Raw genomic sequence first — 12,507 nt, forward strand, 5'->3', positions numbered from 1 at the left:
GGCTATCTGACCAAGGGCCTGGCTCTGGCAGTTGTGGGGATACTGATCATCGGAGCCGCAGTCACCTCCTCTCCCAAGAACTCCACCGGCCTGGGCGGGGCCTTGAAGGCTTTACAGGAACAGTTCCTCGGCACGGTCGCCCTCTCCATCATTGCGATAGGACTCATGTGCTACGGCCTTTACAGCATCGTCCGCGCACCCCTGGACCGCATGTGATCATGCCGTCGTCATTCGGAGCACCCTATAGGGAAACAGGCCCTGACTCGCCCGCCTGATCCATGAGTTGACGGTGGAGCACCCTGACGCGCTGGTCGATGTCGTCGCGGACCAGCCGCATCCGTTCCAGCCCTTCGATGCCTCGGCTGCTGGGCTCGTCGGTCTCCCACCGCTCGTAGCGGGTTCCTTCAAGTTCATCGAGCTGGGCTTCGGCGCCGAGGACGACGACGACGTCGGCCGCCTGCTGGGCCTCCACCGTGACAGCTTTCGGGAACTCGCCGCTGATGTCCACGCCGATCTCGGCCAGCGATTCGGCCGAGAGCCGGTTGAGGGCGACGCCCGGTGTCGTTCCCGCGGAGGCCACGGTGACGGACTCGCCTGCGGCTCTCCGCAGAAGCCCGGCTGCCATTTGGGATTTACCCCCGTTCTTCGCGCAGACGAACAGGACGGCAGGCTTGGCGGCTTTGTAGCTCATGCGAATCTCATTTCCGTAGTCAGCGGGATTCGCTGAGGACGTCGGCAAGGGTGTTCAGCGCCCCGGGCACGAGGGAATAGTAGGCCCACACGCCGCGCTTCTCGCGGTGCAGGATCCCGGCGTCGACCAGGATCTTCAGGTGATGCGACACCGTCGGCTGCCCCAGACCAAGCGGCTCGGTCAGGTCGCAGACGCACGCTTCGCTCCCGTCGCTGGAGGAAATCAGGGAGACCAGGCGCAACCGGTTCGGATCCGCAATTGCCTTGAACTGCTTCGAGAGTTCCAGAGCCCGCGCGGCACTCATTGCCGGCGATCCCGACGGCGTGCAGCAGGGCGCAGAGGCAACCGACCCATCAGGGCGGGCTGGGGAAATGGTGGTCATGCCCCCATTATGCACTGACATTGACAACCATCGATGCTCTTCTCCATACTCGATATCGATATCTATCAATGTTTGTGACAGCGGGCCCTCCCCCGCACAAAGGAGCACGGTGAGCACCGACTCTCTATCCGGCCCACGCCCCGAGACCGCCGTCCACGGAAAGCTCTCGACCCTTGACCGGTTCCTCCCGGTCTGGATCATCGCCGCCATGGTCGCCGGGCTGCTTCTGGGCCGCTTCATTCCGGGCATTGCCGAAGCCCTGGACTCGGTGAAAGTCGCCAACGTGTCCCTGCCCATCGCGGTGGGACTGCTGATCATGATGTACCCGGTCCTGGCGAAGGTCCGCTACAACGAAACCGGGACGGTCCTGAAGGACCGCAAGCTCCTGATCAGCTCGCTGATCCTGAATTGGCTGGCCGCACCGGCACTGATGTTCGCGCTGGCCTGGATCTTCCTGCCGGACCTGCCCGAATACCGCACCGGGCTGATCATCGTGGGCCTCGCACGGTGCATCGCCATGGTGATGATCTGGAACGACCTCGCCTGCGGAGACCGCGAAGCCGCAGCCGTGCTGGTCTTCCTCAATTCCGTCTTCCAGGTCCTCGCCTTTGGAGCCCTCGGCTGGGTGTACCTGCAGTGGCTGCCTAACCTGCTGGGGCTTCCGACCACCAGCGCCGAGTTCTCCTTCTGGGCGATCACCGCCAGCGTCCTGGTGTTCCTCGGCCTCCCCCTGCTCGCAGGCTATCTGACCCGCACCCTGGGAGAGAAAGCCAGGGGCCGCCAGTGGTACGAGGAGCGTTTCCTTCCGAAGATCGGGCCGTGGGCGCTCTACGGGCTGCTGTTCACCATCACTCTGCTGTTCGCGCTCCAGGGGGATGAGATCACCTCGAACCCGTTCGACGTCGCACGGATCGCGCTGCCGCTGCTGGCCTACTTCCTTCTTGTCTTCGCCACAGGCATGGTCCTCGGGCGGCTCCTCGACCTCGGATACGCCCGCACCACTACGCTCGCCTTCACTGCGGCAGGCAACAACTTCGAACTCGCGATCGCCGTCGCTATCGCCACCTTCGGCGTCACCTCGGGCCAGGCCCTCGCCGGCGTCGTCGGCCCCCTCATCGAAGTGCCGGTCCTCGTTGCACTGGTCTACGCGGCACTCTGGGCACGCACCAGGTTCTTCCCCGCCACCGACACCGCTATCCACCCAAGGATCGCTGATCCTGCCACCGCGAAGGTATCACCATGACTGAATTCCAGACTCCGGTCTCCGGAACGTCCGACGACACCGGAACCAGCAGGCCGTCCGTCCTGTTCGTCTGCGTCCACAATGCCGGCCGTTCGCAGATGGCCGCCGGATTCCTGACCCACCTGTCCGGGGGCCGCATCGAGGTCCGTTCGGCAGGTTCACAGCCCGCCGACCAGATCAACCCCTCGGCCGTCGAGGCGATGGCCGAGGCAGGAATCGACATCATCGCTGAAACCCCGAAGATCCTGACGGACGACGCCGTGAAGGCATCCGACGTCGTCATCACCATGGGCTGCGGGGATGAGTGCCCCTACTTCCCCGGCAAACGCTACGAGGACTGGGTGCTCGAGGATCCCGCGGGCAAGGGCGTGGAGTCCGTCCGCCCGATCCGTGACGAGATCAGGACGCGGATCGAGCAACTCATTTCCGAACTGCTCCCAGCCGAAGCATCCGCCCACCCGTAGGCACCTGAACCCCGGTACCGTCACCCCATCGAGGAGAACGCCCAATGCCTGAGAGAACAGCACTTCCCGTAGCCGTGATCGGAGCCGGCCCGATCGGACTGTCCGCAGCCGTACACCTGCTTGACCGCGGGCTGACCCCGTTGATTTTCGAACAGGGAGCCCTGGTAGGCGCCGCTATCCGGCAGTGGGAGCATATTCGCCTCTTCTCCCCCTGGCGATACAACGTGGATCCAGCGGCCCGTCGACTCCTGGAACCCACGGGCTGGTCAGAGCCACGCCCCACCGCCCTGCCCTATGGGCGGGAACTCGTCGAGGACTACCTCGAACCCCTGGCAGCCGTTCCAGCCATCGCTGATGCGCTGCACTTCAACACGAGGGTTCTCGCTGTCACCCGGCTCGGGATGGACAAGACGCGCACCAAGGACCGCGATGAGCAGCCGTTCCTGGTCCGGGTCGAAGGGCCCGACGGCGTCCAGGACCACCTGGTGCAGGCCATCATCGATGCATCCGGTACCTGGAGCCAGCCCAACCCGCTGGGCCAGGCGGGCCTGCCGGCGCTGGGTGAGGACTCCGCGGCAGGTTTCATCACTGAACCCCTGCCGGACGTGACCGGAGAACAGCGCGCCAGGTTCGCGGGAAACCGGGTGCTGGTGGTCGGCGCCGGGCACTCCGCTGCCAACACCCTCATCAACCTGGGCCAGGTCGCCAAGGCCACGCCGGGCACGAAGATTCTCTGGGCGGTCCGGGGAACCGGGTCCGCGGACCGCCTCTACGGGGGCGGGGACCTCGACGGACTGCCCGCCCGTGGAGCCCTCGGCAGCCGCCTCCGGTCACTGGTGGACGACGGCGTCGTCGAGTTGATGACTTCCTTCACCATCTCTGCGCTGGAAACCGACGGGAAGACCCTGGCCGTCACGGAATCCACGGCCGCCGGGCAGCGGACCGTCGAGGTGGACATCCTCGTCCCGGCCACTGGTTTCCGCCCGGACCTCGGAATCCTGCGTGAACTGCGACTCGAGCTCGATCCCGCCGTCGAAGCCCCGCGCGCGCTGGGCCCGTTGATCGATCCCGAGTTCCATTCCTGCGGGACCGTTCCCGCCCACGGTGCCGATGCGCTTGCCCACCCGGAGAAGGATTTCTATCTCGTCGGAATGAAAAGCTACGGGCGTGCTCCCACGTTCCTGCTCGCCACCGGCTACGAACAGGTCCGCTCCGTGGTCGCCTCCATCGCCGGGGATCACGCGGCCGCGTCCCGCCTTCAGCTCGAGCTGCCCGAAACCGGGGTCTGCAGTACGGACCTCGGCGGCTCCTGCGACGCCCCCGCACCCGTCGCCGCCAACTCCTGTGGCGCTGCCGGGCATACGGCCGGGGATACGGCCGGTCAAATACCGAATGAGGGCTCCGAGACGGGTTGTTGCGCCGAGCTGCAGCTAATCAGCATCGGTTTTCCCACGGGAACGGCCCAGGGTCGCTCCGGCGACCCCGACTATTGAAAGTCATCCGGCAGCAAGCGACGGAGTCTTCTCCTGTCCTCGTCGAACGGCTTCATCCGCAACGGCAGCAGCGTCCGAGCCGGAAACCTGCACCGGCGGGGACTGCTGCGCCCGCAGCCATCCGGACTGTGTCGGCGCGCCAGAGTGGAGTGTGAGAGCAGTTCTCATGTTTACCCGATAGCGTTGTTCCCGGGTAGGGATGGCCCGTCGTCAATCGCCGGCTGATGCTGAGCACCGGAAGCAGTACCAAGACTATTTCGAGGTTCGAGTTGAGAAACACCGATGACGAGGTGCCCGCAACCGAGCCCGCGTTGAAGGACATCGCCGCCAATCGTACGCAGCGAAGGGCACTCATCGTGGGCACGGGTCGTGACCGCGGCGCACTGGCCGCAGCCCGGTCGCTCCGGCGCGCGGGCTGGTTCGTGGGTATTGGCACGCCCGATTCCGGTGGGATGCTGGGCGCCTCCCGCGCCTGCGAAGCCCATCACCCGGTCCCCAGGCCACGCCACGACGGTGCCGCCTTCGTCGACGGCATCCGCCAGGCAGTGGAAGCCGGCGCTTACGACGTCGTCTTCGGCGGCGGCGATGACTGGATGGCCGCCCTTGCCGAATATCGCTCCGACATACCGACCCTCGTAGCCCATCCCGATGCGGGCGTCGTGGAAGCAGCCCTGGACAAGGTGCGGCTGGCGGAGTATGCCGCGAAGGTGGGGCTCGCAGCCCCCTCCACCGAACTGGCGACCGACCAGGCGGTGCGGGACTGGCGGGGTCCGGTGGTGATCAAATGCCGCGAGCACTGGTCCCCCGGCCAGACGCGGCCGCACCGCATCGAGGCCAAGCTTTTCCCCGATATCACGGCGGCGGCGTCCCAGATCAGGCGCATCCGGCAGGCGGGAGCCCAGCCGGTGCTCCAGCAGGTCATCCGCGGCGGCCTCGGTGCCCTCATCGGCGTTTTCCACGAGGGGCGCCTCGGCGGAAGGACCCAGCAGGTGTCCACGAGGTTGTGGCCCACACCCAATGGCGCCTCGGCCCGTGCGGAAACCATTCCGGTCGATGAAGAGCTCGCGTGCAAGGCCGAGGCGCTCCTCTCCGAGCTGGGGTGGCACGGCCTGGTTGAGCTTCAATTCCTGACGGGCGACGACGGCGTCCCTTACCTGATCGACCTCAACGGGCGGTTCTTCGGCTCCATGGCGCTGGCCAACGCGGCGCGCCCGGGCCTGACGGACGCGTGGGGCCGCCTCCTGCTCGGCGAACCGGTACCGCGCCTCGACGATGCCCGGACCGGTGTGCGCTACACCTGGCTGGCCGGAGACCTGCGCCGTGCCTTTGTGGAGCGACGCCGGGGCTTGGTCGCGGACGTCGGAGATACGTTGGCATGGTCCCGGCGGGCGCAGCACAGCATCTGGGATCCCCGGGACCTCGGCCCTACTCTGAACCTGGCGCTGGGACGCTTCGCGCGCGGCAAGTGACCCTGTTTCAGCAGGCGCAACGCGGGGAGCTACCTACGCCGCACAGCCCGCATCATGTCGAGGGGAACGTGCCGCTCCGGTGCGCGCAGCACTATGAGCCCGACAACATACAGTCCGCCCACAACTGCCCCGATGGCACCGGCCAGGACAGCGGGGTGCCGGCCGTCCAGCAGTGCAGCCACTCCGAAGCCGGCTCCTCCGGCGACGACGGAAAGCAGCGCCGCACGTGCAAGAAGCGCTGCTGCGGCACCGGCGTCGAGCCCTGCATGACGACGGTGCAGCAGCCAGCCGTTCAGAAGCGCCGCCCCCAGCAGTGACACACTCGTGGCGAGGGCGATTCCCGCGATCCCGAGGACAGGGGCCAGGAGGACGTCGCCCACCACGTTGACCACCATCGCCGCCACAGCGACGATCACGGGCCCGCGGGCGTCACCCACGGCGTAGGACGCACTCACCACCACCTGGCGGCACCCGAGGGCGATGAGCGCGGGGGCGTACCAGATGACCGCGGTGGCGGTGGCTGCGGCGTCCTCGGCGTCGAACGCCCCCCGTCCGAAGGCCAGCCCGACAAGGGGAGCAGCCGCCAGTGCGAGGATCAGGCACAGCGGAGCAAGGACCGTCACCGTCACGGCGAGGCCGCGGCCCACCAGCCGCCGCACTTCGGCGGGATCTTTCGACGCCGCGCTGAGGGCCGGGTACAGCGGCACCAGAAGAGAGGCGATGAGCAGGGTTTCGGGCAGGTTGACCAGCCGCCAGCCGTAGGACAGCGCAGTGATCGCGCCTTCTTCGAGCGTGGACCCCACAGCCCTGTCCACCAGGGTGTTGATGTTCCCGATGGCGCTGCCGACCAGCAGCGGCGGCACCAGGCGGGCGATCTCGCGGAACCCAGGGTCCCGGAGAGCCAGGCTCGGCCGCACCCGGGTTCCAAGCGCACGCAACGGTGGGAGTTGGAGCAGGAGCCGTGCTCCCGACCCGACAACGAAGCCCACGGCGAGCGCGGAGATTCCGTACCGGGGCCCGAAGACCCCCGCGGCACCGATCATGATGATGTTGAACGGCACGCCCTGGAGGGACGACCACACCACCCGTCCATGAGCCTGCGCCACAGCAGCAAGCAGGTCAGTGCCCGCGATGAGGACCGTGGCGACGAGCACGATGCGCGTCAGCTGTCGGGTCAGCTCGAACTGGGCTCCCTCGAAGCCGGGGGCGATCAGGGAAGTCACGGGGCCGGCGAAGATCCCCATCACGATTGCCCCGAGCCCGAGGACCACCATGGTGACGGTGAGCGCCACATCGAAACCCGGATGTCCCCTGCAACCGTCCGGTTCAGCTGCTGCTTCGCGCGCAGTGACAGGAATGACGGAGCGCGCCATGGCATAGGCGATCAGCCCGAGCACGATGTTCATGAGGCCCTGCGCCACGAGGTAGGCATCAAGGCTTGCCCCCGCGCCGTAGACGGCAGCGATCACGACGTCGCGGAGAAAGCCGAACAGGGTGGAAATTGCCGTCAACGCGGTGACGAGAACCGCGGCGCGTGAGACGCTTCCCTTCCTAGCGATGGCTTTCGCCGCTCTGCCGGGCCGGTGTGGTTGTGCTTCTCATCGACGGCTAGCGGCCCGGTTCGCGTTCGAGCGCGCGGTCATGCTCAAGGTGGGCCCGCCGGATGAGCTCCAGAAACTCGGTTTCGTTCCGGATCAGGCTCTTGTACTTCTCGGGAAGCTTCTTCAGCTCGGCTTCCTCTGCGCACATCTTCTCGAAGATCTTGTCGCGCTCCGCGATGTCGGTCTCGTAGTTGAGGTCCAGGTACTCCTCCGCATGGCGCTTGGCGCCGGAAATGGCGTTCTTGGCCTTGCCCTTCGGGCTGAAGATGGAGGCGAGGACGGTGACCACCAGGACGCCGAGGATCACGCTGAGGGAAAGCCCTGTGGTGATCTCGACGACCGGCACCGGCTCGCCGTCGTTGATGAACGGCAGGTTGTTCTCGTGCAGTGCGTGCAGGATCAGCTTCACGCCGATGAAGCCGAGGATTGCTGCCAGCCCATAGGAGAGGTAGATCAAGCGGTCGAGGAGCCCGTCGATGAGGAAGAACAGCTGCCGCAGGCCCATGAGCGAGAACGCGGTTGCGGTGAAAACGATGAAGACGTTCTGCGTCAGTCCGAAGATGGCCGGGATCGAATCGAGCGCGAAAAGGATGTCCGTGCCGCCGATGGCCACCATGACCAGCAGCATGGGAGTGAGGACGCGCTTGCCGTTCTCGACGGTGAACAGCTTGTCGCCGTCGTAGTGTTCCGACGCCGGGAGGAAGCGTTTTGCGAGCCGGACCATGAGGGTCTGGCCGTCGTCGGAGTGGGCGTGCGGCTTCAGCAGGTTACCCGCGGTCATCAGCAGGATCAGCCCGAAGATGTAGAAGATCCACGCGAAGCTGTTGATGAGTGCGGCGCCGAGGAAGATGAAGGCGGTCCGCGCTATCAGGGAAAAGACGATCCCGAACAGGAGCACTTTCTGCTGATCCGCGCGCGGCACCTTGAAGGTGGACATGATGATGAGGAACACGAAGAGGTTGTCCACCGACAATGCCTTCTCGGTGACGTAGCCTGCGAAATATTCCGTACCCATGGTGGGTCCGCCGAAGATCAGCACTCCCACACCGAATACGAGGGCGAGACCAACGTAGATGGAGGACCAGATGGCCGACTCGCGCAAGGTGGGCGTGTGGGCCTTCCGGACATGGAAGAAGAAGTCGAACAGCAGCAGGCCCACGATGCCCACGATCGTAAGCGTCCAGACGAAAAAGGGTACTTCCATCGTGCGTTCTCCTTGGTGATCCGGTGGGCTTCTATCCCTAACGCTAGTGCGTCCGGCCTAAACTGGCGCAGGACCTTCACTTCGAACCAGGGACACTCAATGAAATCGACCATGCGCAGCGCCGTGCTCCACACCGCCGGATCAAGCCGTCCCTATTCAGGAAGCAACCCCCTGCGGATCGAGAACGTTCCCATTCCCCGTCCGCGGGCCGGGGAGCTCCTCGTCCGGATCGAGCGCGCCAGCCTATGCCACTCGGACCTCTCGGTGATCGACGGCTCCCGCGTGCGGCCTCTCCCGATGGCACTGGGCCATGAAGCGACAGGGGTGGTTGAGGAGGTAGGGCCGGATATCAGCGATGTGGCTTCCGGGGACCACGTGGTGCTCGTCTTCGTGCCGTCGTGTGGAGACTGCAGGGCGTGCAGTGCTGGGCGTCCCGCGCTGTGTTACCGCGGAGCGGAAGCCAACGGAAGCGGGAACCTGCTGCACGGCGACGCCCTCCTGCGCTCGGAGGACGGCGTTCGGATCAATCATCACCTGGGCGTTTCCGCCTTCTCCGAGTACGCGGTGGTAGCACGGGAGTCGGCGGTGGTGATCGACGACGACGTACCGTTCGACGTCGCCGCGATGTTCGGGTGTGCGGCCCTGACCGGAATTGGCGCTGTCCTCAATACGGCGCAGATGAAGCCGGGGCAGTCCGTGGTGGTGTTCGGGCTGGGAGCCGTCGGACTCATGTCCGTCATGGCCGCAGCACAGGTTCCTGACACCGCGGTGGTGGCCATCGATCCGCTTGCTGCCAAACAGGACCTCGGGCGGCGGTGCGGTGCGCACGCATCCGGCTCCCCCGATGAAGCAGCAGGGCTTCTCTCCGCCCTCACCGGGAGCGGGGAGGGCGCCGACGTCGTCATCGAAGCGGTGGGCAGCGCCCGCGTCATGGAGGCAGGGCTCGCACTGCTGGCACGCGGCGGCGCCATGGTCTCCGTGGGGCTGCCGCATCCCGAACAGGAGCTCACCGTGCAGGCCCTGCAGTTCCCGGGTACGGGCAAACGGCTCCTGGGATCCTACATGGGAGATGCAGTGCCCTCCAGGGACATTCCGGCCTACCTCGACCTGTGGCGTTCGGGAAGCCTGCCGGTGGAACTCCTCCACACCGACACGCGGCCCCTTACCGACCTCAACGAGAGCCTCGACGCGCTCGCGGACGGGCGCGTGGTGCGGCGCATCCTCACGATGGACTGACAGTCGATGGCCCGACAGGCACAGAAAGGCTCCACCCGAACGGGAGGAGCCTTTCTGTGCACCCAGGTTCCTGGCTGGTGCTAGTAGCTGCGCTCGTGCGTGTACCCGTAAGGAACCTCGGAACTGAGCGAGACCGTATAGTGGCCCGGCTGGGTCCGGTCGATCAGGATTCCCTGGGAGCAGGTGCCGGTGGCCACATGCTGGAGGTCCTCGAGCGCGGCGTTCAGGCGCTCCTCGAGCTGAAGTGCGTTGTCAGCCCGTACTTGAATGGAACTGCGCACGTTCGTGATGTTCATTGATCTGTAACTTCCGTTTAGGTTTAGATGGAGCGGTGGTGCCGGGAAGGCTCGACGAAGCATCTGATGGCCGCGACGCCCAGTAGACCCTGCGGCTCCTCCTCCACCGGGTGGGAGCGGTAGGGAGTTTTCGTCAACAAGGCCGCCTTCACTATACCGGGCGCACCTCTTCCTACCCGGCACGGATTGCCGGCCGGAGCCCCGGTTCGCTCGGAGCACCAGCCGTGCTAGCGTCTCGTCCCTGCAGTCGAAGGCAATTTCAGGAGCTGCGTATGGCAGGTAGGCAATACATCCGCCGTCCAATACTTCTGTGCGGATTGCTGGCCATCGCGGGATGCGGACTGTCGATTCCGACTGATCCGTCGGGAACTCTTGAGGACGTTTCCGGGGGGACCCTGCGGGTCGGTGTCACCGAAAGCGGTGAATGGGTCCAACTGACCCCCGGGCAGGAACCGGCAGGCATCGAACCGGACCTCGTCCGGAAGTTCGCGTCGACACGGGATGCGCAACCGCAGTGGACGCAGGGAAGCGAACACGAACTGGCTGAGGACCTCAAGAACGGCGAGCTCGATCTGGTCATCGGCGGGCTGGCGAGTGACACCCCCTGGTCGAAGCACGCCGGTATGACCCGACCCTACGCGGAGAGCACGGACGAGCGGGGCAAGACCATCAAGCACGTCATGCTCGTTCCACAGGGCGAGAACGCCTTCCTGCTGGCGCTCGATAAGTTCCTCCTCGACCGGGGCGCCCCATGACGAACAACTCACCCCGCTTCGGACATACCGAACTGCCCGACGAGCAGCATAAGGCACTGGGCAGGGCAGTGAAGTTCGAATGGATCACCCTCGCCTTCCTCGCCCTCTCCACTGCGCTGGTTTTTCTTGTACTCGGGAACTCACAAGCGATGAAAGCCGCGTGGATCGAGGATCTGCTGTCCTTCCTGCCGCCCATCGCCTTTCTGGTGGCAACCCGGGTGATCCGACGTCGTCCCTCCGAGGAGCACCCGTACGGCTTCCACCGGTCGGTGGGGATCGCCCACCTGGTGTCCGCCGTCGCCCTTGTGGTCATGGGTGCCTACCTGATCATCGACTCCGGCGTGGGCCTGCTCAGCGCCGAGCACCCCACGATCGGCTCAGTGGAACTATTCGAACGGACGTTCTGGCTCGGCTGGCTCATGATCGCCGCCATGATCCTCACCGCTGCCCCACCGGTGTATCTGGGCCGGGTCAAGATGAAGCTTGCGGAGAAACTCCACGACAAGGTCCTGTACGCGGACGCCGACATGAACAAGGCCGACTGGATGACGGCCCTCGCCGCCGCCGTAGGGGTTGCCGGTATCGGCGTCGGACTGTGGTGGGCCAATTCAGCGGCAGCACTTCTCATTTCGGTGAGCATCCTGCGCGACGGCGTCAGGAACCTTCGCGGCGCCGTCGGCGGTCTGATGGGCGCCCGCGCGCGGACGTACGACGGCGCGAAACCAGACCCGCTGGGCGCCACCATCGATGAGTACCTGCACGGGCTGGACTGGGTGGCCGACGCTCGGTCGCGCATCCGGGACGAAGGCCACGTCTTCCACGTCGAGTCATTCGTGGTTCCGGAAGGCGGTCGGACTCCTTCCCTGGAAAACCTTGAGGAAGCCCGTCGTACCTGCATCGACCTGGATTGGAAAGTCCAGGATCTGGTCATCGTTCCGGTGGCTGAACTCCCGGAAGAATTCCTTCCGGGAGTCGCCTCCACCGGTGGGGAGCGCTGAGCCGGGATCGATTGCCGGGAAGGCTCGAGCGCTTCAGGAGTCTCCGGCATGGACGATACCCAGCCGGGGTTGTACAGTGCCAGAGTGAAGGCCCTGACCGGGCCGGGTTTGTCCGCTTTATCCCGGCCGGTCAGGGCTTTTGTATCACGTCCAGTAGTGGGCGACGTCGATGATCAGACGCGACCCTCCTCCCGGACCGTCGAGCACGAACGCCCGGAACGGGAGTCGGGCACGGACGCCCAGCCCGATGAGTGTCTGCGCTTCGTGGCTACCGCCCCAAGCAAGCTGCCGGAAGGTGAGGTAGCCGGCGACGTTCGACAGCTCGTTTTGGTTTGCGATGTGATAGGTAGCCTGCCCCCACTCGTTATACGCCGGAGCATCCATAATCAATCGCAGATCGGCGTTTCCGCGGAGGGGGATATGGTTGCCCGAACCGATGCCGTGCACGGTGGAGACGTACTTGATGCTGTAACTGGGGGCTTTCCCGCGAAAATCAATGACCATTCTGTCGAAACAGTCATGCCGCCCAGTTCGCACGTTGGTGATAGGCGCGTTGATAATCGAACTGCTTGCCTTCGGAAGCGATCCCCACGTGGTTCCGCAGGCCGCAGACGCGGGCGCGGTTCCGGCGATGCCAAGGCCCGCAACGAGTGCGAGCGTGGCGAGTGCGGCAGG

The 12,507-nt window shown here is 65.6% G+C and carries 14 protein-coding genes; 8 read left to right on the top strand and 6 right to left on the bottom strand.

Features of this window, described 5'->3' with window-relative positions; translation table 11 throughout:
• Nucleotides 1-216: DUF1206 domain-containing protein (locus tag Y705_RS18315; RefSeq protein WP_155849976.1), on the top strand; the 216-nt coding region annotated here is incomplete at its 5' end.
• A 25-nt stretch (nucleotides 217-241) separates the two neighbouring features.
• Here the strand turns inward: Y705_RS18315 and Y705_RS0107765 are convergent.
• The gene (locus Y705_RS0107765) at nucleotides 242-691 is read right to left on the bottom strand and encodes an arsenate-mycothiol transferase ArsC (protein ID WP_026532446.1); all 450 of its coding nucleotides are present in this window, start codon (nucleotides 689-691) and stop codon (nucleotides 242-244) included.
• Between the two features lie 19 nt (nucleotides 692-710).
• Nucleotides 711-1,073: an ArsR/SmtB family transcription factor gene (locus Y705_RS0107770; protein ID WP_026532447.1), complete on the bottom strand. Its 363-nt coding sequence runs from the start codon at nucleotides 1,071-1,073 to the stop codon at nucleotides 711-713.
• A gap of 208 nt (nucleotides 1,074-1,281) precedes the next feature.
• On the opposite strand from Y705_RS0107770, the gene arsB reads away from it, so the two are divergent.
• The 4 genes from arsB to Y705_RS18325 all read left to right on the top strand — a co-directional run bounded on the left by arsB (nucleotide 1,282) and on the right by Y705_RS18325 (nucleotide 5,742).
• A complete protein-coding gene (arsB, locus tag Y705_RS18320) occupies nucleotides 1,282-2,316 on the top strand; it encodes an ACR3 family arsenite efflux transporter (RefSeq protein ID WP_253908538.1) in 1,035 nt (344 codons plus the stop codon).
• Nucleotides 2,313-2,780, top strand: coding sequence for an arsenate reductase ArsC (locus Y705_RS0107780; RefSeq protein ID WP_026532448.1), 468 nt, complete (start codon nucleotides 2,313-2,315; stop codon nucleotides 2,778-2,780). The genes arsB and Y705_RS0107780 overlap by 4 nt, the downstream gene beginning before the upstream one ends.
• Nucleotides 2,781-2,824: 44 nt before the next feature.
• Nucleotides 2,825-4,273, top strand: coding sequence for an NAD(P)-binding protein (locus Y705_RS0107785; RefSeq protein WP_026532449.1), 1,449 nt, complete (start codon nucleotides 2,825-2,827; stop codon nucleotides 4,271-4,273).
• Between the two features lie 269 nt (nucleotides 4,274-4,542).
• Nucleotides 4,543-5,742 carry a carboxylate--amine ligase gene (locus Y705_RS18325; RefSeq protein WP_253908535.1) on the top strand — a complete coding sequence of 400 codons (1,200 nt, stop codon included), beginning with the start codon at nucleotides 4,543-4,545 and terminating at the stop codon, nucleotides 5,740-5,742.
• 29 nt (nucleotides 5,743-5,771) lie between these two features.
• Here Y705_RS18325 and murJ read toward each other — a convergent pair whose 3' ends face one another.
• A complete protein-coding gene (gene murJ / locus Y705_RS0107795; protein ID WP_026532450.1) occupies nucleotides 5,772-7,301 on the bottom strand; it encodes a murein biosynthesis integral membrane protein MurJ in 1,530 nt (509 codons plus the stop codon).
• Nucleotides 7,302-7,350: 49 nt separating this feature from the next.
• On the bottom strand, nucleotides 7,351-8,547 hold the full coding sequence (locus tag Y705_RS0107800) for a TerC family protein (RefSeq protein ID WP_026532451.1): 1,197 nt from the start codon (nucleotides 8,545-8,547) through the stop codon (nucleotides 7,351-7,353).
• Between the two features lie 111 nt (nucleotides 8,548-8,658).
• On the opposite strand from Y705_RS0107800, the gene Y705_RS0107805 reads away from it, so the two are divergent.
• On the top strand, nucleotides 8,659-9,783 hold the full coding sequence (locus tag Y705_RS0107805; protein ID WP_026532452.1) for an alcohol dehydrogenase catalytic domain-containing protein: 1,125 nt from the start codon (nucleotides 8,659-8,661) through the stop codon (nucleotides 9,781-9,783).
• 80 nt (nucleotides 9,784-9,863) lie between these two features.
• Here the strand turns inward: Y705_RS0107805 and Y705_RS0107810 are convergent, their stop codons facing one another.
• Nucleotides 9,864-10,079 (bottom strand): hypothetical protein, encoded by a 216-nt coding sequence (locus Y705_RS0107810; protein ID WP_049822445.1) that lies wholly within the window; start codon nucleotides 10,077-10,079, stop codon nucleotides 9,864-9,866.
• Between the two features lie 272 nt (nucleotides 10,080-10,351).
• On the opposite strand from Y705_RS0107810, the gene Y705_RS0107820 reads away from it, so the two are divergent.
• Together Y705_RS0107820 and Y705_RS0107825 are read left to right on the top strand one after the other, a co-directional pair.
• Nucleotides 10,352-10,834 (top strand): transporter substrate-binding domain-containing protein, encoded by a 483-nt coding sequence (locus tag Y705_RS0107820; RefSeq protein ID WP_049822446.1) that lies wholly within the window; start codon nucleotides 10,352-10,354, stop codon nucleotides 10,832-10,834.
• Nucleotides 10,831-11,832 carry a cation efflux transmembrane domain-containing protein gene (locus tag Y705_RS0107825; protein WP_026532455.1) on the top strand — a complete coding sequence of 334 codons (1,002 nt, stop codon included), beginning with the start codon at nucleotides 10,831-10,833 and terminating at the stop codon, nucleotides 11,830-11,832. The genes Y705_RS0107820 and Y705_RS0107825 overlap by 4 nt, the downstream gene beginning before the upstream one ends.
• A 144-nt stretch (nucleotides 11,833-11,976) precedes the next feature.
• On the opposite strand, the gene Y705_RS0107830 is transcribed toward Y705_RS0107825, so the two are convergent.
• Nucleotides 11,977-12,507: AMIN-like domain-containing (lipo)protein (locus Y705_RS0107830; RefSeq protein ID WP_026532456.1), on the bottom strand; the 531-nt coding region annotated here is incomplete at its 5' end.

Source organism: Arthrobacter sp. H41, from assembly GCF_000520535.1.
Lineage (GTDB): Bacteria > Actinomycetota > Actinomycetes > Actinomycetales > Micrococcaceae > Arthrobacter_D.

Bases quoted from the DNA above. Each gene is read 5' to 3' on its own strand.
- Y705_RS0107765 (WP_026532446.1), bottom strand. From the start codon at position 691: ATGAGCTACAAAGCCGCCAAGCCTGCCGTCCTGTTCGTCTGCGCGAAG.
- Y705_RS0107770 (WP_026532447.1), bottom strand. From the start codon at position 1,073: ATGACCACCATTTCCCCAGCCCGCCCTGATGGGTCGGTTGCCTCTGCG.
- arsB (WP_253908538.1), top strand. From the start codon at position 1,282: ATGGTCGCCGGGCTGCTTCTGGGCCGCTTCATTCCGGGCATTGCCGAA.
- Y705_RS0107780 (WP_026532448.1), top strand. From the start codon at position 2,313: ATGACTGAATTCCAGACTCCGGTCTCCGGAACGTCCGACGACACCGGA.
- Y705_RS0107785 (WP_026532449.1), top strand. From the start codon at position 2,825: ATGCCTGAGAGAACAGCACTTCCCGTAGCCGTGATCGGAGCCGGCCCG.
- Y705_RS0107800 (WP_026532451.1), bottom strand. From the start codon at position 8,547: ATGGAAGTACCCTTTTTCGTCTGGACGCTTACGATCGTGGGCATCGTG.
- Y705_RS0107805 (WP_026532452.1), top strand. From the start codon at position 8,659: ATGCGCAGCGCCGTGCTCCACACCGCCGGATCAAGCCGTCCCTATTCA.
- Y705_RS0107810 (WP_049822445.1), bottom strand. From the start codon at position 10,079: ATGAACATCACGAACGTGCGCAGTTCCATTCAAGTACGGGCTGACAAC.
- Y705_RS0107820 (WP_049822446.1), top strand. From the start codon at position 10,352: ATGGCAGGTAGGCAATACATCCGCCGTCCAATACTTCTGTGCGGATTG.
- Y705_RS0107825 (WP_026532455.1), top strand. From the start codon at position 10,831: ATGACGAACAACTCACCCCGCTTCGGACATACCGAACTGCCCGACGAG.